At 44.5% G+C, this 25,478-nt stretch carries 18 protein-coding genes; 11 read left to right on the plus strand and 7 right to left on the minus strand.

The genetic code is table 11. The features are described from left to right. The first annotated feature begins 238 nt into the window (after window positions 1-238). From NE665_RS12245 to NE665_RS12265, 5 genes are all read left to right on the plus strand, one after another. Entirely contained in the window at window positions 239-1,939 is a 1,701-nt protein-coding gene (locus tag NE665_RS12245) for an ABC transporter substrate-binding protein (protein WP_233104717.1), read from the plus strand. Between the two features lie 113 nt (window positions 1,940-2,052). Further along, the gene (locus tag NE665_RS12250; protein ID WP_117443550.1) at window positions 2,053-3,033 is read left to right on the plus strand and encodes an ABC transporter permease; all 981 of its coding nucleotides are present in this window, start codon (window positions 2,053-2,055) and stop codon (window positions 3,031-3,033) included. Window positions 3,034-3,044: 11 nt separating this feature from the next. After that, window positions 3,045-3,959, plus strand: a complete 915-nt coding sequence (gene opp4C / locus NE665_RS12255; RefSeq protein WP_117443549.1) for an oligopeptide ABC transporter permease — start codon at window positions 3,045-3,047, stop codon at window positions 3,957-3,959. Between the two features lie 12 nt (window positions 3,960-3,971). Then, window positions 3,972-4,970, plus strand: coding sequence for an ABC transporter ATP-binding protein (locus NE665_RS12260; RefSeq protein ID WP_118654714.1), 999 nt, complete (start codon window positions 3,972-3,974; stop codon window positions 4,968-4,970). A gap of 2 nt (window positions 4,971-4,972) precedes the next feature. Continuing rightward, window positions 4,973-5,956 carry a dipeptide ABC transporter ATP-binding protein gene (locus NE665_RS12265; RefSeq protein ID WP_269836510.1) on the plus strand — a complete coding sequence of 328 codons (984 nt, stop codon included), beginning with the start codon at window positions 4,973-4,975 and terminating at the stop codon, window positions 5,954-5,956. On the opposite strand, the gene NE665_RS12270 is transcribed toward NE665_RS12265, so the two are convergent. Next, complete coding sequence (locus NE665_RS12270; protein ID WP_256302547.1) at window positions 5,953-6,219, minus strand: hypothetical protein; 267 nt, start codon at window positions 6,217-6,219, stop codon at window positions 5,953-5,955. The two genes, NE665_RS12265 and NE665_RS12270, sit on opposite strands and share 4 nt — an antisense overlap. A 246-nt stretch (window positions 6,220-6,465) precedes the next feature. Between NE665_RS12270 and ptsP the strand changes: the two genes are divergently transcribed. The 5 genes from ptsP (at window position 6,466) to NE665_RS12295 (ending at window position 14,458) form a co-directional block, all read left to right on the plus strand. Then, window positions 6,466-8,166: a phosphoenolpyruvate--protein phosphotransferase gene (ptsP, locus tag NE665_RS12275; RefSeq protein WP_117443545.1), complete on the plus strand. Its 1,701-nt coding sequence runs from the start codon at window positions 6,466-6,468 to the stop codon at window positions 8,164-8,166. Window positions 8,167-8,636: 470 nt separating this feature from the next. Then, window positions 8,637-10,208 carry a GGDEF domain-containing protein gene (locus NE665_RS12280; protein ID WP_233104716.1) on the plus strand — a complete coding sequence of 524 codons (1,572 nt, stop codon included), beginning with the start codon at window positions 8,637-8,639 and terminating at the stop codon, window positions 10,206-10,208. Window positions 10,209-10,514: 306 nt separating this feature from the next. Further along, window positions 10,515-11,486 carry a substrate-binding domain-containing protein gene (locus NE665_RS12285; protein ID WP_117443543.1) on the plus strand — a complete coding sequence of 324 codons (972 nt, stop codon included), beginning with the start codon at window positions 10,515-10,517 and terminating at the stop codon, window positions 11,484-11,486. Next, entirely contained in the window at window positions 11,476-12,951 is a 1,476-nt protein-coding gene (locus tag NE665_RS12290) for a sensor histidine kinase (RefSeq protein ID WP_117443542.1), read from the plus strand. Before NE665_RS12285 ends, NE665_RS12290 begins: the two co-directional genes overlap by 11 nt. Then, window positions 12,944-14,458 (plus strand): response regulator, encoded by a 1,515-nt coding sequence (locus NE665_RS12295; RefSeq protein ID WP_117443541.1) that lies wholly within the window; start codon window positions 12,944-12,946, stop codon window positions 14,456-14,458. Before NE665_RS12290 ends, NE665_RS12295 begins: the two co-directional genes overlap by 8 nt. Window positions 14,459-14,928: 470 nt before the next feature. On the opposite strand, the gene NE665_RS12300 is transcribed toward NE665_RS12295, so the two are convergent. The 6 genes from NE665_RS12300 to NE665_RS12325 all read right to left on the minus strand — a co-directional run bounded on the left by NE665_RS12300 (window position 14,929) and on the right by NE665_RS12325 (window position 24,719). Then, window positions 14,929-16,680, minus strand: a complete 1,752-nt coding sequence (locus tag NE665_RS12300; protein ID WP_117443540.1) for a M3 family oligoendopeptidase — start codon at window positions 16,678-16,680, stop codon at window positions 14,929-14,931. 230 nt (window positions 16,681-16,910) lie between these two features. After that, window positions 16,911-17,564: a TMEM165/GDT1 family protein gene (locus NE665_RS12305; protein ID WP_117443539.1), complete on the minus strand. Its 654-nt coding sequence runs from the start codon at window positions 17,562-17,564 to the stop codon at window positions 16,911-16,913. A 103-nt stretch (window positions 17,565-17,667) separates the two neighbouring features. Beyond that, window positions 17,668-18,690, minus strand: a complete 1,023-nt coding sequence (locus NE665_RS12310) for a M42 family metallopeptidase (RefSeq protein WP_117443538.1) — start codon at window positions 18,688-18,690, stop codon at window positions 17,668-17,670. A 9-nt stretch (window positions 18,691-18,699) separates the two neighbouring features. Further along, window positions 18,700-19,215: a bifunctional pyr operon transcriptional regulator/uracil phosphoribosyltransferase PyrR gene (gene pyrR, locus NE665_RS12315; RefSeq protein WP_117443537.1), complete on the minus strand. Its 516-nt coding sequence runs from the start codon at window positions 19,213-19,215 to the stop codon at window positions 18,700-18,702. 24 nt (window positions 19,216-19,239) lie between these two features. Further along, window positions 19,240-20,733 (minus strand): hypothetical protein, encoded by a 1,494-nt coding sequence (locus NE665_RS12320; RefSeq protein WP_117443536.1) that lies wholly within the window; start codon window positions 20,731-20,733, stop codon window positions 19,240-19,242. A gap of 752 nt (window positions 20,734-21,485) precedes the next feature. Further along, a complete protein-coding gene (locus NE665_RS12325) occupies window positions 21,486-24,719 on the minus strand; it encodes an SNF2 helicase associated domain-containing protein (RefSeq protein WP_117443535.1) in 3,234 nt (1,077 codons plus the stop codon). A gap of 177 nt (window positions 24,720-24,896) precedes the next feature. On the opposite strand from NE665_RS12325, the gene NE665_RS12330 reads away from it, so the two are divergent. Next, the gene (locus NE665_RS12330; RefSeq protein ID WP_117443534.1) at window positions 24,897-25,328 is read left to right on the plus strand and encodes a hypothetical protein; all 432 of its coding nucleotides are present in this window, start codon (window positions 24,897-24,899) and stop codon (window positions 25,326-25,328) included. Window positions 25,329-25,478: the final 150 nt, after the last annotated feature.

Genomic DNA, 25,478 nt, shown 5'->3' on the forward strand with positions numbered 1-25,478 from the left:
TGCTGTTGACAGGGTGCGAAAGGGTGTCCATATATAATGTACAAATTTATCATTTTGTCTGAAAATAAAGTGATACATAGCATACGAATGCATTTGGTTTCATAAAAATGACGGTTTTCTTTCATGAAAATGTAAACAAAAATGACATTTTCGTGTGAAAGTGAGGGTTAAAATATTGTAATTCTATGTGAATTACGATATAATAAGGTCATTATCAGGAATGATAGGAGGGAATTAGATGAAAAAGCTATTCAAAGTGATGGCCGCAGCAGCATGTGCGCTTTCACTGACAGCCTGTGGAGGGTCTTCTAAAAAAAGTGATACATTAGTTGTAGGAGCTGAGGAACTTACAGGAACATTTTCACCATTGTACTACACTGGTGCTTACGACGGATACGTAATCGATCTGGTGTACAACAAATTGATGGAGTATGACGTGGATGGTAATTTACAGCCTTCTCTGGCAGAAAAAACGGACGTTGCCAAAGATGGTAAAACAATTACATTCAATCTGAGAAAGGGTGTTAAATTCTCAGACGGAAGCGACTTCACAGCAAAGGATGTTGAATTCTCATACAAGGTAGTTTCAGATCCAAGCTATACAGGACGTTTCATCTCTACTTGCCAGTATCTGGAAGGATACAAAGAGTACAACAACAAAAAGAACAAGAAAGAACCAGATTATCCTGGTATTGAGGTGAAGGACGATTACACTGTCGTATTCCACTTCACAGAAGCAAGAAACGATAATCTGCAGAGTCTGATGAACATCAGCGTTATCAGCTCTAACCAGTTTAAGGATTCCTATGCTTACAAGAAAACAAAACCAATTCAGGATGCTGTAGGTAAACCAATCGGTACCGGACCATATGTATTGGACAAATGGGAAGCTGGTACAGGTGCTTCTCTGAAGAAGAATGAGAAATACTGGGGCGATGATTACAAGGGTATTCAGAATGTCATCATCAAGCCTGTTAAGATGGAAACGGAATATCAGGAGCTGAAATCCGGTAATATCGACCTGCTTGCAGGACAGATTGAACCTAAGAAAATCGGGCCTGCTTCCAACAACAAGGATCTGACAATCAACCACTACCCACGTGGTGGTATGGGTTACATCACTTACAACACGGTAAATGGTGCAACAAGTGAAAAAGAAGTACGTCAGGCACTGTCTTACGCATTTGACCGTCAGTCATTCGTTAATTCTTACTATGAATGCAAAGACTGCAAGGATCAGGATGGTGTAGAAATCGGTTATGTACCTACAACATGGAACAACCCAATCTCTAAGCTTGGTAAAGTTATCACTGGCGAGGAAAAGGTTGACGGCTTAACAAACTACAACTATGACATCAAAAAAGCAAAACAGATTCTGGATGATGCAGGATGGAAAGTTGGAGCTAGCGGATACCGTGAAAAAGACGGACAGAAGCTGGAAATCAAAATCATGGCAATCAAAGACCACGATATCCTGAACAACCTGATCCCTATGTGGAAAAAGGCTTGGGGCGAAGAGCTGAAAGCTGATGTTAAGGTTGCAACTGTTGACTTCAACACACTGATGGACAAAGTATACTATGACAAGAACATTGAAGAATGGAACGTTTACTTCATGGCTACTTCTTTCACAGACGATACAATGTCAGGTGCTGTAACAAACTTTGATTCCAAATATGTTGGTGATGGTCTGGACAACACAAGCCGTCTGAAAGATGAGAAGCTGGATAGTCTGATGGATGCTGCATTGACAGAAATGGATATGGATAAAGCAAAAGACAAATGGGTAGAGGCTCAGAAACAGGTAAATGAAGACGTTTCTGCACTGCCTGTATATGGTAACACTTACTTTGACTTCTACAACAAGAAGATCAAAAACCTGAAGACAAGTGCACTGTACCAGTGGACACACGGTCTGAGGGATGCTACAATCGAGTAAATTTAAGTAGTAAACTGTAAAGTGTTCAAATAAGAGCAAGGATACACTTGCTCTTATTTATGTTTTTATTTCAACTTCTATGTTTCAAAATAAGTTTTTTTGGAGGTGATCTCATGCTGAAATATATAGTTAAACGTTTGCTAAATCTAATTCCTGTCATATTTATTATTTCAATCGTCATTTTTGGGACCGTAAAGGGAATGCCAGGAGATCCAGTTGATGCTTATCTGGGAATGGGAAGCAAGGCTACCCCGGAACAGAAACAGCAGATTCGTGAGGAATTGGGACTTGATAAATCTCTACCAGAACAGTATGTAATCTGGGTTGGAAATCTTGCTAAAGGAGAACTGGGGACATCTACCAAGTTCAAACTTCCAGTTTCTGAAATCATTGGAGACTACGTATGGAATACATTCCTGCTGAATCTGGTTTCCCTTGTTATCGGTATTGGACTTTCTATTCCGATTGGAATTAAGCAGGCAACGAAAAAATTCTCTAAATTCGACAATTTCTGGACAGTATTCTCCCTGCTGGGCGTATCTGTGCCAACGTTCTTCTTTGCACTGATTCTGATTTTCTTCGTGGCGCTGCCTTCCGGAGTCATACCGGTCAATGGTATGCGAACCCCGGATCTCGCCGTCTTCGGATATGATAACATATTCCAGGAAGTCGGGGATGTTGCATTGCATATGCTGCTGCCGACAATCGTTCTTGCGTTCGGTAACTTTGCGACCTTCTCCCGTTATGTACGAAGCTCTATGATTGATGTTATCAATCAGGACTATGTACGAACTGCGCGTGCAAAGGGTTTGAAAGAGAAAACTGTTATTTACCGTCATGCATTTAAAAATGCGCTGATACCTCTTGTTACACTGCTGGGTCTGTACATTCCTTCCCTGTTCAGTGGAGCAATGATTCTGGAATCCGTATTCCTGTGGCCTGGTCTGGGTAAGATTTTGATCGAGGCGATCAGTGGACAGGATCAGAGTATTATCACGGCGTGTCTGATGTTCTCTGCCATTTTGATGGTGCTGGGAAATCTGCTGTCAGATATTCTGTATTCCGTTGTCGATCCACGTGTTAAAGTAGAATAGAGGTGATTAGAATGGCGAAAGAAAATGTAAATCAAACTGAAATAAAGCTGGATAAAAGCGATACCATGGGCCCTTGGCAAATTGCATGGAATAAATTCAGACAAAACAAAATCGCTATGGCTGGTCTGATCATTTTTATACTGATCGTTCTTGCCGTGATTTTTGTACCGATTATAAGCGGTGTTAATGTAAATGATTATAGCTTTGATACAAAAAATATTGGACCGAATGCTGAGCACTGGCTGGGTACTGACCAGCAGGGGCGTGATGTATTCTTCCGTTTGTTCCTAGGTGGACGTATTTCTATCATGGTAGGTATCATCGCTGCCCTGATTACGGTGTTCCTTGGCTGTGTAATCGGTGGTATATCCGGTTATTATGGTGGATGGATTGACAATCTTCTTATGCGATTTGCGGAGATTGTGTACTCTCTGCCATTTACACCACTGATTCTTGTACTGGCATATAATATGTTATGGACACCTTCAAATGTGAAAATGTATATCGTATCGTTTCTGATCGGTGTATTGTCGTGGCCGGGACTGGCGCGTCTTGTGCGCGGGCAGATTCTGTCACTTCGTGAACAGGAATTCATGCAGGCCTGTGAGGCACTTGGTCTGAGTGATTTTTCAAAGATATTCAAGCATCTGATACCGAATGTTTTATCCATGATCATTGTTAATGCGACATTGTCCATGGCGAGTGCTATTCTGACAGAGGCCGGATTATCTTTCCTTGGTATGGGTGTTACCGCACCTACGCCTTCCTGGGGAAATCTGATGGAACTGGCAAGGAATACCGAAGTCTTCCAGGATTATCCGTGGAACTGGCTGCCTGCCGGTATCATGTGTCTGCTGACCGTTATCTCCATCAATCTGATTGGAGAGGGACTGCGTGATGCGTTTGACCCGAAAGATATACGATAGGAGCTGGTGAGTATGGAACAAGTAAAGAATAAGAAAATATTGGATGTTGAAAATCTGAAAGTATATTTCTATACAAAAAAGGGTGTTTCCAAGGCGGTAGACGGAAACAACTTCAAAATGTACGAAAACGAAACACTGGCAATCGTTGGTGAATCCGGCTGTGGAAAGAGTGTTACGGCTATGAGTATCCTTGGTTTGGTGGATGAACCCGGTAAAATTGGGGATGACAGCAAGATCATGTACGGGGATAAAAACCTTGCGACATTAAAGGATGATGAAATCCGTAAAATTCGTGGAAATGATATTTCTATGATTTTTCAGGAGCCGATGACTTCACTGAACCCGGTATTCACCGTAGGAAATCAGATTATGGAAAACATCCTGCTGCATGAGGATGTAAAAAAGGAAGAGGCACACGAACGTGCTGTCAAGCTTCTGGACATGGTTGGGATTTCCCGCCCGGAAAAGGTTGTGGACAACTATCCGCACCAGCTTTCCGGTGGTATGCGTCAGCGTGTTATGATCGCTATGGCACTTGCATGTAATCCAAAGCTGCTGATTGCCGATGAACCGACTACTGCGCTGGATGTAACCATTCAGGCACAGATTCTGAAGCTGATGAATGACCTGAAGGAAAAAACAGGAACCTCCATCATGCTGATTACGCATGACCTTGGTGTCGTTGCACAGATGGCGGATCATGTAAATGTCATGTATGCCGGCAAGGTAGTAGAAAGTGCTCCGGTATTTGAAATCTTCAAAAATCCGAAGCATCCGTATACGGTCGGCTTAATGAGCAGTATGCCTTCCCTGAACAGCGGAAGCAAACGCCTGAGTACGATCGAAGGGAATGTACCAAACCCAATCAATCTGCCAAAGGGCTGCTATTTCGCAGACCGTTGTCCAAAGGCGATGCCAAAATGCAGGGAATCACAGCCTCATGACGTAAAGGTCGGATCCAGACATCACGTTAGCTGTTTCCTGTTTGATGATGCGAAAGGGGAGGAATAAAAATGGAAGACAAGAAAGTAATTCTCGAAGTCAAAGACCTGAAAAAATATTTCCCTCTTGGAAAAGGTAAGCTGGATAAAAATAAAAAATTTGTAAAGGCTGTTGATGGTGTATCCTTCAAGCTGTATGAAGGGGAGACGCTTGGTCTTGTTGGAGAATCCGGCTGCGGAAAATCCACCCTAGGACGTGCTATTCTTCGTCTGCATGAACCGACAAGCGGAGAAGTACACTTCAATGGTGAAGATATTCTGAAAAAGAACCGTAAGGAAATGCGAAAGCTGCGTGAGGAAATGCAGATTATTTTCCAGGATCCATACAGCTCTTTGAATCCCCGGATGAATGTATACAACATTTTGAGTGAACCGCTGGTTGCGCATGGCTATTATAAAAAAGGTGACGAGCTGAAGCAGTATATTCTGAATCTGATGGAAAAATGCGGATTGCCGCCATACTACTGCTACCGTTACCCGCATCAGTTCTCCGGAGGACAGCGTCAGCGTATTGGTATTGCCCGTTCACTGGCACTGGATCCAAGCTTTATTGTATGTGATGAGCCGGTATCCGCACTGGATGTATCCATTCAGTCTCAGATCATCAACCTGATGATGGATATGCAGGAGGAACGTAAGATTTCCTATATCTTCATTTCTCACGATTTGAGTGTTGTGAAGCATATCAGTAACCGTGTTGGTGTTATGTATCTTGGTTCTCTGGTAGAGCTTGCAGATAAGAATGAAATTTATGAGAATCCTCAGCACCCTTATACAAAGGCGCTGATGGCTGCAATTCCAAAGCCGAATCCTACCCAGCGTTCCAGCATGGAAGCAATTCATGGAGAGATTCCAAGCAATGTCAACGTACCAAGCGGATGTAAATTCCACCCACGTTGTCCATATGCCAAGGATATCTGTAAAACACAGGAGCCGGCTGCCAAGGAAATCAAACCGGGTCATGTTGTTCTCTGCCATTTTGGCGGTGAGTTCTAGTGTTCATCAACAAACCGAAATTTAAAGACCTGTTGAAGAAGAAGGAAGTGCGGGAAGGGAAGGAAGCAAATCTTGAAAAAGGTGACTTTCTGGCTCTCATTATGGCTGCATTCTCGGTGTTTGTACCGGTAATTCTGCTGTTCTGTGCCGTACTCGGTATATTTATCTGGCTCTTTCTTCTGTATTTTCACTAAGCCGTAAAAAGAAGTAAGCATAGGAGTTTGCGAATTGTGCAGGCCCTGTGCTTTTTTTGTTTCGGACATTTTGTCTGCTCCTTGATGGGAAAAGATTACAGCTGCTGATAACAGTGGCAAGGACAAGCGCATGAGGCAGGGCAATATCGTTTTTTCTTTATCGAAAAAAGCGCTTTGTAATGCATTCTTCCATTGCTTATAGGCTCAAAAAATGTTATTATTTTAGGTAGAGATAGACTCATGGAAGCGTTGTGATTCTATCAGATAAGGACTACTTTTAATAAGTATTACATGAAGTAAGAGGAGGACATACTTATGTTAAAAGGTATTGCAGCATCCGCAGGGATTGCGATTGCAAAGGTTTACAAGCTGGAAACACCGAGCTTCGAGATTGTTAAGACAGAAGCAACACCTGCAGAAGAGGTAGCGAAATTTAACGCTGCTTTGGAAAAAACGAAATCCGATATTGAAGGTATCAAGGAACGTGCCGCAAAACGTCTGGCACCGGAAGAGCTGGCTGTATTTGATGCTCATCTGATGATGGCTGGGGATCCTGAGCTGGCAAGCCAGATTATCTCAATGATTGAAAACGACAAAGTAAATGCAGAGTTTGCAACCAATGAAGTTGCGAATATGATGGTTGCCATGTTTGAATCCATGGATAACGAATACTTTAAAGAAAGAGCAGCTGATGTTAAGGATGTTACATTCCGTTTGAAATGTAATCTGCTGGGTCTGACAATTCCTGATCTGAGTGCAATCAACGAGGATTCTGTAATTATTGCGCATGACCTGACACCTTCTGATACAGCACAGCTGAATGAATATGCAAAGGGCTTTGCGACGAATATCGGTGGTAAGACAAGCCACTCTGCTATTATGGCAAACTCTCTGGAGATTCCTGCAGTTGTAGGCTGCAGTGGTGTTCTGGATGCCGCAAGCAATGGAGATACAGTAATTCTGGATGCATTGGATGGTGTTGTACTTCTGAATCCAACTGCTGAGGAAATCAAGGAATATGAAGGAAAACGTGCTGCTTATATGGAAGAAAAAGAAGCACTGAAGGTATTAAAGGATGCAAAATCCATCACAACAGACGGACATGAGGTTGAACTTGCCGGAAATATCGGTACACCGGATGATGTAGAGGGTGTATTGAATAATGGTGGTGAAGGTATCGGTCTGTATCGTACAGAATTCCTGTATATGCACTCTGATCATTTCCCTACAGAGGATGAGCAGTTTGAAGCTTATAAAGCAGTTCTGGAAGGTATGGGAGGACGCCGTGTTGTCGTACGTACACTGGATATCGGTGGTGACAAGAAGCTTCCTTACTTCACATTCGATCCTGAAATGAACCCGTTCCTGGGATATCGTGCAATTCGTCTGTGTCTTGACAGAACAGAAATCTTCCGCACACAGCTGCGTGCACTGATTCGTGCTTCTGTTTACGGAAGACTGTGCATTATGTTCCCGATGATTGCTACGGTTGATGAATTCCGTCAGGGTAAGGCAATCTTTGAAGAAGAAAGAGAAAAACTGATTGCAGAAGGTGTTAAGGTTGCAGATAAAATCGAAGTAGGTATGATGGTAGAGATTCCTGCTGCTGCAGTAAATGCAGATAACTTTGCGAAGGAAGCAGACTTCTTCTCCATTGGTACAAACGATTTGATTCAGTACTCCATGGCAGCTGACCGTATGAATGAGAAGGTATCCTATCTGTATCAGCCATATAATCCATCAATTCTGCGTCTGATAAAAATGACGATTGATGGAGCACACAAGGAAGGCAAATGGGCTGGTATGTGTGGAGCAATGGCTGGTGAAGAGTATGCAGTACCTGTACTTCTCGGTCTTGGACTGGATGAATTCTCCATGTCTGCTACACAGATTCTGAAGGCTCGCAAGATGGTTACAAACCTGAGCAAGAAGGAAATGGAGGGTCTTGCAGAAGAGGCTCTGCGTCAGGCAACAGCAGAAGACGTTCTTGCACTTGTAAAAAAGGCTGTAGACTAAATCAAGCATAAGAAACCGGATTTCAGAAATATATCCGGTTTTTTTCTCTTTCAACAGGGGTGCAAGAGCTGTGCACACTTTTGCTGACAGGTTCCACTGCTTCCGGGATCCGTGATACTGTTTTACGGTGAAGCTTGTTTATCTCAGGACTTTTAGAAACAGAGGAGAAGCATTGCAGAAAACCAATATACTTCGTGAGCAGCAGTCATCGGCAGGGCGGATGCAAGCTGTCTACATATGCATGGTAAACTGGGACTATATCAAAATGACAGATAGAAGCTGCCTGTTAGCCGCTATTTTTCCTGCATTGATATGTGCGAACTGCGGCTTTCTCATGCAATGCTTACGGGGCTATGAAGACCTGAAATGTACTGCCTGAGAACTGATTGTATTGTATAAAATCCGCATTTATAGACACTCAAGGACGGAAGAGTGTTTAAAAAACGGTATGAATGTGGTATGATGTTGCTATGATGAATACAGATACGTTGAAAAATCTATACACAGAGATTGAGGAATATAGAGTCCTTCGTGATTTTGAAGGGATTTTTCATTGTGCGACACAGCTATACGATCTCAGTATACAGCTCAAGAGCGCGCATTATGAAATTATTGCCTGTTATTTCCTGGGGAACTACTACTTCAATAAAGGACAATACGAGACCTCTATGACGTATTTGCAGGAGGGAATCCGCATCGGCGAGGAATCACCCTATCCGTTTTTTCAAATGATGTGTTACAATGTGGCGGGTATGGTGAGTGCAACCATCGGTGATGAAATCATGTCAGTGGAATACATGCTGAAGGCCTATTATATTGCATTCGATCATCAGGAGCTGGGCTACCTGTATATCATTCTGAATAATCTTGGCGTTTTATTCCTTGATCTGGGGTATTATGAAATAGCAGAGGAATATTTTGAAAAGGCGATTACAGAGCGAGGAATCAATGGCTTTGACGACCTCATGATAAATGACGGCTATAATATCATCAATCTGCTGGGAATCAGCGTGTTTCTGAGAAATGAGGAAACCTACACCCACTGGCTCACCTGGTATCGTGAATACCACAAGCGCTTTGATGACGCTACCGTCGATAATGATTATCAGCTGTATCAGGTACTGCGCGCTGCATACCAACAGGATATAACAAGCGTGAAGAAAGAGGTTACTATCCTGCTGGCTATTGCCGACAGTGAGCAGGATCGTCTGCATACCTTTAAAAATCTTATCAAGGTATGTAAGGTCTGCATACAGTTTCAGGAGCAGCAGCTATCCTCGCAGGTGCTGGATAAGCTGTATCAGATTTTGCAGGATTATCCCGAATATCAAAAGCATTCTGAGCTGAAGGAATGCCAGGTTCTTTATGCAAACAGCTTCTGCAATGAGCAGGAGCGCTTAACGGCACTGCAGGAGTATTATGAAATACGGCAGCTGGAGCTGTCTGCAACACACAACAATATGAAGAATACGCTTTTATTGAAAATAGATATGGAGCAGCTGCTCTATGAGCGCAATCAGATTTTAAAGAAAAACAGAGAGCTGGAGCGCCGTTCGGAAATTGAGGAGTTTACGAATGTCATGAATAAAACGGCATTCCGGGCACATGTAAGTGCTGAGCTTGAGGCAATGCATCAGGATCAGTATATCTGTCTGCTCGTTATCGACATTGATAAATTCAAAAGCATCAATGATACCTTCGGCCATTTGGTTGGTGACCAGGTCCTTCTGCATGTTGTAAAGGTTGTGAAGGAGGTTCTGCGCAGCAGTGACTTCATCGGACGTATCGGCGGTGATGAATTTTGTGTATTTATGAAGAATATTCTTTCCCTGCCTTATCTGCATGAGCGTTTGGATGAGCTTTTAGATCGTCTGGTAAACACAAGAATCGAGAACAAGCAGGTATTGAGTGCCAGTATTGGTGTATGTATGAGTGATCATGTATGCAGGTATGATGAGATATTTCAAAAGGCGGATGAAGCGATGTATCGTGCAAAGCATGCCGGTGGAAACCGTTATGATATTACGGAATTGAGCACATGACAAGATATTGCTAAAAATGACAAGATATTTTATATTTGATACTGTATACTATGTACTGTAGTCGGCAGCTATGCCGCTTAATCACAATGTTATCAGAGAAGAAAACAGCCGCAGTAAACCCCGGACATGAATGCAGTTCAGCGGTTCTTCACTGATGGAGCGATATGAGGATCGTCTCTGTGACTGATAATTTTGTATAAAGAAATGATTCTTATGATCCCTTTCAAGAATCATTTTTTTTATTTTTCACGCGTTTTCAATTTGTCTGTGATATGATAGAATGATTCCATGAGAGCAGGGATGAGAATGAGAAAAAAGAGTCTGTTACAATTATGCCTTTGTCTGATACTATGCAGTGGCTGTAGTACAGCGGAGCCGGCAGAGGAGAAAAAATCCTCACAGTACTTTCTGTTTGCCACACCGTTATCCACGCACACGCTCTGGCAGAAGGCCAGAGAGGGGATGCAGGATGCCTGTACCGAGCTGGAGGTGCATTGCGACTGGAAGGGTCCTATTAAAATATCTACGAATGATATGGTGGATGTCATCAATACAGGTCTTTTAAAAAAGGCGGATGGTATCATCACACAGGGTGTCATCAGCAAGGAGCTGATTCAGAAGGGAAATGATAAGGATATCCCCTTTGTACTGGTGGATTCTCCGGTTGAGGGAAGCAGGCCTTTAACGACAATCAGCAAGGATTTCGATGAGCAGGCAAGACTTCTGTTAGCTGATATCGAGGAGAAGCTGGGGAAGAATAAAAGGCTTCGCATCGGCATACAGGTCAGCGATTTAAGCTTTGACCTTGCAAAGGATCAGATTGCCTCCATTGAAGCTGTTTTTGCACAACATCCCGGTGGTTTTGAAATTGTCGCAAAAAGTGAATCGCGCAGTGATCAGCTCACCTCCCGTAACGAGTGGGTCAAGGTACTGCAAAAGGATACCGGTATGAATGTTTCCATCAATCTGGCTGGTGAGAATGCAATCGGTTTTGTGGATGCCAGCGAGTATATGAACAATCACGATCAGATCCTTGTATATGGTGTTGATGACATGAAGGAAACGCTGGAGCTGATACGCAAGGGAAAGGTGGAAGGAAGTATTGTGACATCCTTTTATCAGTACGGATACGAATCCGTGCATATACTATATGACTATGTCACAAAGGGAATACGGCCAAAGAAGGAGCGGATTCCTTCCTATCTCATGCTTGTCAACAGGAAGAATCTGAAAACGTATGCATCCACGCTGCAGAAGGAGAAAATGCATGTGGAATAAATCGAAGAGCTTTCGCAGCAAAATCATGAATTACAATCTGATGCTGATCGTGGTGATGGTGTTAGTCTGTACGACCTATGTGCTCATCAATGATCGAACGATAAAGAAATACAATTCCACCTATACCACCTATAATGAGCTCAATCAGTTTTATGACAATATGAAGAATCTCAATGATGCTTTACAGGTATACCTGTATTCTCCGGATGATCAGAATTATAAGGATTTTCATAGATATCGCTCCGTTTTGCAGCGGAATGTGGAAAAGGTGAAGACGAGTTTGAAAAATCAGGATCATGTCTGGCGCTTTGAATTACTGAACAATATGGTCGACGGCTATATGGCACAGGCAGAGCTTGTAATCGCCTCCGATCTGCAGCAGGAAAAGGAGTTCAGTGCAAAGTATCAGGAGCTGCTGTATGATTATGATCTGATCAATAAAACAGCAAGTGAATATTATGGTCTAGCGACTCAGGATATGCAGCTGCAAAAAGCGGCGGTCAACAGCAATCAAAAAACGATGCAGCTGGTGTCACTGTTCTTTATCCTCTATCTGATCGTGTGGATGATCTATTTTTCCATATCCACCATCAAATCCATAACCGATCCTCTGGAAAAGGTTATCAACAATATGAACCGTATCAAAAAGGGAGCATATGACCTCACGCAGATTTCCAATACGAATAAGGAAATGAATGTACTCTGTCTTGCGCTGGAGGATATGGCGGATAGTATTGAAAAAAATATCCAGTATGAAAATGAAAAAGCAAGACTGGAGCGTAGGGTTTTGGAACAGCAAAACGATAACCTGCGCAAGGATGAGCTGCTTGCCCAAAGCGAGCTGCGCATTTTACAAAATCAAATCAACCCGCATTTCCTGTTCAATACACTGAATATGATTTATAAAAAGGCGTACAGCGAGGGAGCCTATGAGACCAGCGAGCTGATGGAGAAGACGAGTCAGCTGCTTCGCTACGGGCTGGATAATGCAAGCAAGATCAGCTCTTTGAAAAAGGAAATAAAAGCAATCCGCAATTATAATTATATACAGGAAAAGCGCTATGGAGACAGAATTCGCTTTCTGATGGATATCGAGGAGAAACTGCCGGATATTCCTATGCCCTCTATGGTTCTGCAGCCGCTTGTGGAAAATGCGGTATCGCACGGCCTACAGGACACCATCGAGGATGGAGAGGTGGTCATCGAGGTGAGCCGCCTCAATAATGAACTTATGATTTCCGTTAGTGACAATGGTGCCGGTATGCCTGCGGATGAGCTGGAGAAGCTCATTCTGAACGATTTTCGCATGAGCAGCGATGAACGCTCTCATCTGGGACTTTATAATGTTACAAGGCGTCTGAAGGCCTTCTATGGTGACGCCGTGCGCATAATTGTCAACAGTCTGGAGGATTGCGGGTTTGAAATCAATATACAGATTGATTTGAAGGAGAATGGATATGTATAAAATCATGATCATCGAGGATGAGCAGATTGAGCGGGAAACGCTGTATAAAATCATTCAGGAGGGATTTCCGGAATGTCAGGAGCTGTATGCTGCAAAAAATGGAAAAGAAGCGCTGACGCTGTTTGAAGCACATCATCCAGACATCGTACTTGCTGACATCAACATTCCCGGAATCAATGGTCTGGAGGTGATTCGCCGCATTCGGCAAACCCGTCAGGAGGTGGAATTTCTGATTTTGTCCTCTTACAATTATTTTGAATATGCACAGGAGGCGATTCGCCTTGGGGTAGAGGATTTCATCTTAAAGCCGTATACGATTGATCACCTAAGGGATGCCCTTCAGAAAACAATGGAGCACCTACAGCAGAAGCAGGATGAAAAAAGGCACCAGAGCGATTTGCTGGAAAAAATAGAAAGAATTACACCGGTGGTGGAAAACGAATGCCTGTTTGCCATTCTATCGAATGAGGATGAGCTGGTACTGCGCAAAAATCTGAGACTGCTCAGCCCGCGCATTTGCAGCGGCTTCTGCTTTATCATCCGTTCCTCCCATTACGATCAAGCCTACATGGAAAAGGTAGCCACAGGCTTCATACAGCTGGGCTTTCGCTGCCTGAAGGAGCTGTTTCATGAGCTGCAGATCTTTTACATTCTGGCGGAGCGGGCGATCGGACAGGAAGAGTTACAGCAGCTGGAAGACTATATCACTGCATTGCAGTCGGACAGCTTTGCTTTTGGTATCGGTCCGATTGTGAATGATATCGCACTGTTTCACCATTCCTTTCAGATGGCAAGAGATCGCATCGGCGCGCAGGAGCCGCTTTGCTTTCAGCTGCTGCAAGACAGTAACAATGCCTGCAGAGCTGATATCGATCTGGATAAGATTGTCGCACAATTTGTGTCCATCTTTCAGAAAATGGATGAGGAGGGGCTTAAAAAGGCAGTCCATCAGCTCTGTCTGACACTGATTCCCCATGAGCGTAAGCAAATTGTTCAGGAGGTGGCCGACCTGTTTGAAAAACTGCGCGATACCCTGCAAAGGGAATATGCACATATCGATCTGCAAAAGATTGCAATCGCACCACTGCAAATCAGTACGAATATTCATCAGGAGGTTCCTTTGTATCTTCATATGCAGATGCATCGGCTGTATGATCCCATCGTTGAAGAGCGTTTTCGCAATACCAATCAGCTGGTACGTCAGGCTGTCCGCTATATCGATGCCAATTACCGTAAACAGATTACGCTGGGGGACATGGCAGATGCCCTGCAGATATCCCCGTTCTATCTGAGTAAGCTCTTGAACAATTCTCTGCACAAAACCTTTACGGAGCTTGTCAGTGAGCGGCGGGTTGAAGCGAGCAAGGAGCTGCTGAAAAGCGGTAAGCGAATCAAGGAAATCGCTTATGAGGTCGGATTTCAGGGGCAGAATTACTTCACGAAGATCTTTAAGAAGTATACCGGAGTTACCCCGAAGATGTATAAGAATTCCTTTGACGATAAATAGGAAAAAAAAGGAAACTGCAAATAATTGCTAAAGATAACAAGAATTTACTATTTTAACAGTTATATAATAACATTGCAGATAAAAGACCAATTTAACTATCATAATTACTATCTGCAATACCATAATGGTAAGGCTGTTACCAGCCGGCCTTACTTTAATCCTTTTTCTTTAAAAAAACCATGTTTCTCCCAGAACATGGTTTTTTTATCATCAAATAACAGCAAACCGGGAGCATCTGCATATTTCAACCCATACTGCATGGATACCAAAGAGCAACACTATGCAAGCGGGCATTGAAGAAGCAAATCCGCAATCAGCCGGTACAGAGGCGGGCAGTGAAACACTGTTTAAGGAAGCCCTTGCGGGCTACTCAGATTTTCCGGCATGCCAGCACTGTTACAGGTATTTTGTGTGCATAGAGAGAAAAGCAATGCCCGTGGAATTTTCTTACGGATATTGCTTTTTCTGTTCTATTTGGTCAGCTCCAGAAATTCATCAATACGCTGTGCGCATGTATCCAGACAGCTTGTCCAGAATGCTTCATCACACAGATCGATATCAGCCATCGCTGCGACATCCTCGACACTGGATATGGTTGTTGCTTTTAAGAGCTCGCGGTATTTTGGAACGAAGGCATCCTTTTCCTGTTGATATTTTACAATCAGCCCGCGTGCGAACAGGGCACCGAATGCATAAGGGAAGTTGTAAAAGCTCAAGCCGCTGGAATAATAATGAGATTTACAAATCCACATATACGGATGCAGATAGTCAGGGTCCAGACCGTCACCATATGCCTGCTTCTGTGTTTCGATCATGATGGCTTCCAGCTCATCCGCAAACATAAAGCTGTCTTTGCGCTTTTCAAATACTGTCTTTTCAAACAGGAAGCGGGAATAGATATCACAGATAACCTGCGTCAAATCCTGTAGCTGATTTTCAATCAATGTGATTTTTTCCTGACCCTTTGCCTCCTCGATTGCGGCATTCATAATGATATTTTCATTGAATGTGGAAGCTGTTTCCGCAACCGGCATGGAATAATCGGTATTCAGAGGACGATGATTCTCAATCATCATTCCGTGATAGGCATGTCCCAGCTCATGGGCAAGTGTAACGATATCACCAAGCGCACCATCATAGTTCGTCAGAACACGGCTCTGCTTAACGCCGCTTAAATTAGCACAGAAGGCACCGCCGACCTTTCCTTTGCGTGGGAAGAAATCGATCCAGCTTTCGTCAAAAGCACGCTCCATCATATCTGCCATATCCTCTGCGAAGGGACGGAAATGCTTCAACAGGTATTCCTTTGCCTCCTCTACACGATAGGTTTTTGTTTCCTCACCGAGTGGCGCAAAGAGCTCATACCATGGCAGACCGTTCTTATATCCGAGAAGCTCTGCCTTGCGTTTGAGATAGGCATGAAATTTCGGCATATAGGATTGCATGGTATGCAGTAGTGCATCCAGCGTTTCCTGCTTCATGTGCGCATTGTGCAGTGTCATGGCAAGTGGAGAAGCAAATCCGCGCAGATCACATTCTGTCAAAACCTGTGCCTTGATGCTGTTTAAGGAAAAGGCAACAGCATCGCGTATTTTATCATAGGCCTTCAATTCTGCCTCATAGGCACTCTTACGGACCTGCGGATCGCTGTCATAGGCCATATTGCGTATCTGAGAAAGCGTGGTGGCTTCCTTCTTATAGTCCACCTCTACGATACTGGTCAGATATTCCTGCAGATTAGCCCAAGCCTCACCACCGCTGATATTCATTTTGGATAATACATCCTCAACATCATCACTGAGCAGATATTTGCTGTCCTCTTTTATGGTGTGCAGCAGATAGCTGTATTCCTTTAGCAGTGCATCCTGTTCGATACACGCATCCAGATCCTCAATTTCTGCCACGTAGCGGTTAAACCTTGCATTTGCTTTCGTGATGCCGCTGAATTTCTGTGAAAACTGATTCATCAGCGAAACCGTCCTTCCATCAGATGTATTTGTGGACTGCTTCAAAGAGATAAAGTGTCCGACACGATCAGCAAGTGTGTGAAATTCCTCCAGCAGGGATAGCATGCTATGCAGAGCTGCTGTTTCGTCCGTGTGGCTCAGCTGGTCGGCTGCCTGTGTACAGCGCTGAATCAGCGTATCCATTTTTTTGAAGTCGTTGCGAAAGGCTTCATCATCGTATCCCTTGTATAAAACATCTAAAGACCATTCATTCATAAGTATCTACCTTCTTTCCTCCTTTAGACAATACCCATATTATATCCCATCTATACAGGAAATGCACAGTTTTACAAAGCTTATTTCAGGAAACCACACAGACAGACAGAGGATAGGATAAAACAGGCATCCCTTCTGCAAAGAAAACGCAGGGATACCTGTTGCGATAAAAGCAAACAGTGCTATGGGCAATCAAACAGCGTTCGTGATAAAGCAATGTGCAAGGCATGTTATCCGCGGGAATCCACACGCCGGCGGGAGGCTGTGAAAATAGCGTAGGCGCATAGCATAAGCACTGTGCTGTAGCCGATGAATATTAAATTGTTTCCGGGAATGGCTTCAAACAAGGTAAGCGAGCCAAAGAGGAAAAAGATGAAGGAGCTTCCCACCTTGACCGTATCCTCACGCAGATGAGAGAAAATCAGCTTGCCTGCAAAGATACCGAGAATATTCGCCATAATCAGCCCCAGCGAGGCGCCGAGGAAAATCGGGAAATGCTCGCTCATGTGATCTGCGGCAAGTGCAACGGTTGCTAGCTGCGTTTTATCACCCAGCTCTGCGATAACAAAGGTAAAGGCGATTGACACTACGGGGATTTTTAATGCAAAATGATGCCCTGCCTCTTCCTTGGCACTGCAGCGAAGATTCATCAAACCGAAAAACAGAAACATGGCACTAGCCGCCAGCTTGATCAGACGCATGGGAATCAGATCACCAATCAGATCACCGGCCAATACCGACACACCACTGATGGCAAGGACACCGAGTATCATACCGGCAATTACGGTTTTTACAGAGTAGCGGTTTGTCAGCGCCATAATCATGAGCTGGGTTTTGTCCGCCATCTCCGCCAGAAAAACAAATAGAAATGTATGAAACAGCATAGGTTCACCTCTTTCAACTATATGCAACGGAAGCAGACGGTATGTCGAGTATATAAAAAAAGATTTTCTTCAGAACCGTCAATTCTGAAAAAAATCTGAGATGCTAGGATATATATGCCAGAATCAGCTTCATGGTGTTTTCCACACCGTCATAATGCGTTCGCTCCATACCATGAGATGCATGTACACCCGGACCGATCAGTGCACCGCGTATATCACAGCCGCCGCGCAGGGCTGCACTGACATCACTGCCATACATCGGATATATATCAACTGCATAGCGCAGGTTCTCTTGCTTTGCCAGCTCGATCAGCCGACTGGTCATTTCATAATCATATGGCCCGCTGGAATCCTTTGCACAGATGGATACATCCTGCTCACTGCATGCCAGATCAAGACCGATACATCCCATATCCACAGCGATCAGCTCACTGATGCATTCCGGTATGTGGGACATGCCGTGACCGACCTCCTCATACGTACTCATCATGAAAATGAGATCATATGCAGGGGTTATGCTATGCTCCTTTATATGCTGGAGAACCCCCATCAGGGCACTGGCACTGATTTTGTCATCCAGGAAGCGGGATTTGATAAAACCGCTTTCTGTAATCTGAACCTTTGGGTCGATAGCCACAAAATCACCGTTGCAGATGCCGAGTGCTTCTACATCCTCCTTCGTCTTCACAACCTCGTCGATACGAATTTCCATCTCATCGATTTCACGCTTTCTGGTGGACGCATCCTTATATACATGGGATGCGGGAGAGCAGGAAAGTACAGTACCTGTATAGACGCTTCCATCTCTTGTATGAATGCGGCAGTATTCTCCATCCAGTGTCGGAATAATCGGCCCGCCGATATTGGTCACTGCCAGCATCCCATTGCTTTTGATGGAGCGCACCATCAGTCCCAGAGTGTCGCAGTGCGCACAGAAGCCAATCGTTTTTTCACTGCTGGAGCCCTTCACATAAATCAGAAGATTCCCCTTGTTGTTTCGTTTTGTCTGATAGCCCAGAGCTGCTGCCTCATCGGCTACAAAATCAATCGCCTTTTTTGTATAGCCGGTCGGAGAGTCCGTTCCCAACAGTTTTGAAGCAAAATTCAATACGTATGTCTTATCCATTTGTCTACCTCACTTGCTTATATAAACGCCGTCGTTTCCGTCAATTTCACTGACTCTGACCCGAATGACCTCACTCAGGGAGCTGGGGATATTTTTCCCTATATAGTCAGCGCGAATGGGAAGCTCACGATGCCCGCGGTCCACCAGAACAGCGAGCTGGATTTCCCTGGCTCTTCCATAGTGCATGATCGCATCCATCGCAGCCCGCACGGTTCTTCCCTTGAAGAGTACATCGTCCACTAGAATGACTTTCTTATCCTTTACCGGCAGAGATTCCATTGGCAGGGGATAGGGCTGTTCTCGATCATCCCTCCAATGCGATACATCCAGTGCAAAGCAGGGAACTCTGACATCCTCCACATTGCATATAATATCTGCCAGCCGTCCGGCTAGAATTTCTCCTCTTGTTTTGATACCGATTAAGACAATATCCTCTACACCGCGGTTATGCTCGATGATTTCATGCGATATGCGGATCAGAGAACGTTTTATCTGGAGCGCGTCTATGATTTCCTTTGTTTCCATGTACTACCTCCTGACGTGCAGCTACTATAAGTATAGCGGTTCGTCTTCATTTTCGCAATCATTTCCAAGGATTTCACGCAAAATTGAGGCTGCGTATTCCTCATAGAGCTGCGTATTATTTTCCGCCCTTCTTGTATACAGGACGTAGATTGGAATATCCTGCAAATAGAGGATGGTGAAGAAGTCGCGCAGGAGCGCATCACATACGGGCTTGTTCTGTGCACAGCCAAGAGGATTGATGAAATAGGAGGAAATCAGCTGCCCATTTTTGCGACAGGGACCCTTGCGAAACAGATCCAGGCATTCATCGAGAGTATCCAGTCGGCGATAGCCGTATTCATCGCTGACATTGTCCAGATAGAACAAATGCGTAACCTTGTGAAACTGCAGTGTCTGCATCGGCTGGGTGAGCGGAAGAATCTGATACAGCTCCTGATTTTCCTGTGTGAGAAATATACTGTCGGAAAAGGTGGAAAAAACTGAGGTGATACAGGAATGCGTGATGTTTTTCAAAGCGCCGATTTCTCCCCCTGTACTGACGATTTCCTCATCCAGATAATGCAGGGTTCCATGATCATCGTACACAGGAGCAGCCAGAAGTCCCTTCTGTTCACAGGTACGAAGGCAGGCATCAAGCAGCTCACTTTTCCCGGTTCCGCTTTCTCCTGCGAAAACCAGTCCTTTTTTTGTATTGTTGGCATGTACCTGAAGCATTGAGGCGTGAATCGGCAGGTCGTGCTTCTCCATACAGATTGCGTTGTAAAGCGTCTGCAGCATATCCTTGAGATAACGTATATGATGCATGCGCTGGGTTCCGCTGACCAGACCGATGGTAATCTGATTCGTTTCATCGTAATAATAACAGGCCTGATCTTTCCCTGAGGATAAGGCGAAAATGAGAATAAAGTCCTGTCGCAGGGACAAATTGGTGAGCGGATACAGGGCGGCGAGACAGACCCCCAGCTGAACACACTCGCGGGACAGATAAACAATACCCTTTTTATCCGCAATCGCAATGCTCATTGCAAAAAACGCATTTGCATCCATACTGATGTCACGGTAGATGAAGGAGGAGGCACGTTCTATGGAAATATTTGCGGCATCCGGCTGCTGGAACTGTGGTACATGATGAAGCTGTACCCGGGAAATAAAAGGAATTTGTTCCAGAGGAAGATGGGCATAGGGGTGAGATACCTCACAGACGCTCAGCTGCAGGGTTGCATCAAATCCAAAGGGCTGCATATGCAACAGGCTGCTGTCCATTTGTTTCAGGATGCTCATGCTTTGAAACAGCGAATCCAAAGAGGGATTCAGTGCTGCTTCACTGCTGCAGAGACGAAATTTTGAAAGGCTTGCGGCATATGTCAGAAATTCTAGCAGATAAGGACTGGGATGCGGCTGTGTGGTAAGCAGGGCAAATACTCTTGCTTCCTCAATATCATAAGGATAGGCATCAATCAGACGGCGCAGGTATTGTTCACCATCACAATCCTGCGGAAATAAAAGCTCTTTTTTCATGTTGGGATCACCTGTTTGTAAGCTATGCGAAAAATGTCGAAAAAAGTACAAAAAAGAGGAAACAGAGCATTGCTATGATATCGTCTGCTTGCCGGCTGTATCTATTAACAGGCTGTATACCATGAAAACAGACAGAAACGGATTACAAATGGATTGGTGATTGCAAGAGAAAAGCAGTACACCAAGCCACAGCCTATTATCAAAAACTGCTGATTTCCTTGGTGTATGATGAAGCTATCAAGAGATGAAGGAAGGCGGTTTGTCTTCCTTGTATTTGATAAGGAAGCTGTAGAAGCGAATAACCTGAGATATCTAACGAAAAGGAAACAGAAGAAAGCCTGCTTTTGCTTCCTAGCTAGCAGGATAAGAATTGACATATGCTTCATACGTTATTCCTTTTCTCATGCTTATTCTTCCGCAAACGAGGTGGTTTTGGATGCTGACGGCTTTGACAGGTCCTTTGCGTTACCGTAAGGCAGGGGAAAGAAAAAGACGCAGTACATGGAAAGAGCTTCCAACGATCTGCGTCCTATTATACTATATGGAAGCTTCACACTGCGCTATACAGTGCGGTCAAAAAAGAGAGCGGCTTGAAATTTAGCTGAAATCTAACAAAACGTTTGTTGCGGACTGATAGCTGTCCTTTGGCTCTGCAAGCGTCATTTCATTGCTGATGTATGCAACAACAACGAAATCTCCAGATATACTAGGCTTTCTTCTGTGCATACCTTCACCAAGGGGATATATGAGCATCAAAACAGATTCATTAGCTCCTCCTTGCTCATGCTGGTGATGATTCCCTCATTGTTATGAATGATGGAATCGCTGAGATCCTGCTTCAGACTTTGCAGCTGCATGATTTTTTCCTCGATGGTATCTTTAGCAATCAGCTTAACAACTTGTACATTGTTGTGCTGACCGATGCGGTAGGCCCGATCGGTTGCCTGATTTTGGGCGGATACATTCCACCAAGGGTCAAAGTGGATGACCACCTCCGCACTGGTCAAATTCAATCCGGTACCGCCCGCTTTCAGAGAAATCAGGAAGATGGGGGTATCATCGCTGTTAAAGCTGTTCACCAGCTGCTGCCGCTGCAGCTTCGGTGTGCTTCCCTTCAACAGATAGTAGGGAATGTCCTGACGAACCAGCTCTTTTTCCAGCAGGGATAGAAGCGATGTGAACTGTGAGAACAGCAGAACCTTTTTTCCGGATTCCCGGCAATTTTCAATAAACTCCATGCAGGCACTGATTTTAGCACCAATACCGTTATAATTTTCATACAGAAGACGGGGATCACAGCATAGCTGGCGCAGTCTTGTCAGCATACTGAGAATCATGATCTTACTGTTTGCGAAGCCTTTTTCCTGAAAGCTCTTGTTTAGATCATCCCGTATAAGGGATACATTGGCCATATATAATTTTCTTGTTTCTTCATCAAGCTCAATCAGCATGGTGTTTTCCACCTTTTCCGGCAGCTCCTTGAGGACATCCTTCTTCACACGCCGCAGGATAAACGGCTCAACCATGCGTTTCAGCTCCTTTAGCATCCCCATATCGTTTTCCTTGACGATGGGTAGTTCATATTGCTTCTTGAAATAGGAGTAGGTATACAGATAGCCGGGCATGAGGAAATCAAAGATACTCCACAGCTCTGCCAGAGAATTTTCAATCGGTGTTCCGGTCAGGGCAAACCGATGGCGAGCCTGTATCTGCTTTACGCTGATGGCATTCTTGGTATTGTGGTTCTTGATATATTGAGCTTCATCAATGATCTGATACTGGAAGGTAAGACTCTCGTAGGCCTCGATATCCCGCTTTAAATAATCGTAGGAGGTGATAACGACATCATAGTCCTTACAGCTGCGGATCTGTACCTTGCGCTCATCGCTGGAGCCGCTGATGATGATGCTTGTCAGCGTTTTGGAGAATTTCTCAATTTCACTTTGCCAGTTGAGAATCAGGGAAGACGGGCATACGACCAGCGACAGGGAGTCTTTGCTGTGCAGCCGCTCATCCTCAAGCAGCGTGATGACCTGCAGGGTTTTACCGATTCCCATATCATCCGCCAATATTCCGCTGAAGCCATAGGCAGCCATGGTTTTCATCCAGCGAAAACCGGTTTTCTGATAATTACGCAGCGTTGATTTCAGTGCAGGAGGAACTGCAAAGTCACTGTCCTTCACATTGCGGATCCCGCGAATGATATCCTTGAAGGAGGAATCTCGATCAACCTTGATCATATCGCTATCCTTTAGACTGTTGTCAATATACAGGGAACGATATTTGGGAACCTTGATCACACCGCTGCTGATTTCCTTTTCACTCACATGCATACCATCCAGAATCGCACTGAGCTCCTGAAGTGCACTGTCTTCTATGTTGACAAAGGAGCCGTTTTTCATACGGTAATACTTCTTATTCATACGATAAGAGGCAAGGACCTCCTGCAGCTCATTGACAGGGAAATCGTAGGTATCAAAATTGATTTCCAGCAAATCACTTTCAATGCGGACACCCATGGAGATATTGACACTCTCCTTGATCTGCAGCTTTTTAAATTTATCTGTAGCAAATACCTCGCAGGTGTTGCCCAGCTCCTTTAGCCCCTGATTCAGAAATTCATACATGGCGTCCTGTGAATGCTCGATATAGGCAATGCCTTCCACTGCATCAATTCGGGTCATGTAACGAGTAAAGACAAGCCGTGTCGCAATTTCATCATTGAAATTTCTGGAGGTGGACAGGGCACTTGTGCTGAATGCATTGTATTCCTCATTTCCATAGCAATACATCAGACGTGCGGAAATCACATTGTGCTTCGGCATATCGATATACAGACGGCATTCCAGAGGAAGTGGGGCAAAGGCAGAGATATCCACCCCTCTCAGCGGGATATGCCGGCGGGTATTCATAATGACATTATTATAAAAGGTGGGCATGAGGTCACTGCTTAACAGCAGCGGCTTTTTCTTTTCCAGATATGTCTGCAGCAGACGGCTGCAGGTTTTTGAATAATCGGCATCACAGCGGTACAAAATGTGATCCAGTAACAGATACACATGGCTGCGGCCTTCAAATATGCGATAGTTCAACGAGCTCAAGGCGATTTCATAGGAGTCATCCTCCAGTTTTTTCACCTCCATGGATAGCTTGGGATTCTCATCCAGAAAGCGCATATTGATCAGCATCTTTTCCTTCATACGATGCATGACATCCTCTCCGGCATACAGCTTGAAAAATTCATCGAGCGCATCCGGCGTCATACACAGGTTACGGGCCTGCGGACAACGCTCCAGTGCATGGCGGTTCTGGAAATAGAGGACATCATGCTCATGGCGCAGCATAAAGTCAATCAGCTTTTGACTTTCTTCATCAAAGCTTAAACGGTTATGCAGAAATTCCAGCTCCTTACCATAGCTTTTTTTCACATTATGGCGAATATCATCCAGAAATTGAGCGATATCCTTCACGATATAGCGCTTTGCATTTCCCACCTTCAGCGTCAGTGCCAGAATGGTGCGCTGACGAATTTCCAAAACAGGCTCGATGTGGATCGCCTGCTTCAGATTCATAGCCAGCGAGGAATAGATGATTTGTTCCTCATAAGCATTCATAAGGGAAATGGCATAGCTGTCATGCTGCTGAACTGCGGTATGTGCATCCGTCTCCTTCTGCTTCTTTTCATGCTCCTCATTCAGCTTTATCAAAACAGCCGTACAGTGCTCACAGGACAATGTGTTTTTCCCATGCTGTGGACAGCTGCATAAATATGCGCGTACCGTTACATCATCCTTGTCGATGGACATATTGACTTCCCGGTAGTCCTTTCCATCCTTAATGGTAGCGTTGACCATGATGATTTCCTTGGAAGAAAAATCATCGATATCCAAAGATACGATTCGCTGCTCATCCACCAGTCTTTTCGCTTTTTCATATTGTTCATCACTTCCGGCAAAATCCCGGATTTGTGCATTGGTAAACTCCATACATACACCCCTGCTTTCATCTTATTATTGTACCATCTTTTTCACTTAATTTGTCCTTGTATATGAAATGTTTTTCCATAAAGAACAGATCCGCTACTGTTAAGAGTTTGTAAAGTGCGGGCAGCCGCTTGCATACCGGCGGCGCTTGTGAAAAAATGTGGGGTAGGAGGTGATGCTGTGAAGCTGGTGTATCGATGGATGATCATCGTGTGTATGCTGTTTGTATGCGGCTGTGCCGGCAGCAGTCGGCAACAGGCTGCTGTAGAGCCTGCGTCTGTGCAGAAAATTCAACAGATGACAGAGGAGCAGCGCAGCTTTGCTGTTGTCCTTACGCAGTCCATGTGTTCCTCCTGCAGGGATGTTCGATCCATGCTGTCTGCTTGGAAAGAGAAGCACAGCGGTATCATCTATATGGTAACGCTGGATGAGGCAGTGACAGATAGAGAGAAGGAATTGCTGCAGCAGCTGTTTCCAGATTTCTATGCGACTCCCGGCGTGTATTACATGCGAAAGGGCGCGGCTTCAAGCCGTTTTTGGTCATCAGATTACAAAACCTGTGAGGATGACTTTGCTGCGTGGCTGCAGCTGCAGGAGAAACAGGCGTCGTAATGTAGACATACGAATATGAAAAATACGCTGCACTGCTTGTAGAAGTTGGGGTTACCTGCAGAGTATGCAGCAAAGGCGATGAAAACGGGATATGCTTCAAAGGGAAAAAGAAACATTGTGCGTAAGGAATGGCAGGACGAACATGCTGTC

The sequence above is a fragment of the Clostridium sp. DFI.1.208 genome, assembly GCF_024463855.1.
Taxonomy (GTDB): domain Bacteria; phylum Bacillota_I; class Bacilli_A; order Erysipelotrichales; family Erysipelotrichaceae; genus Clostridium_AQ.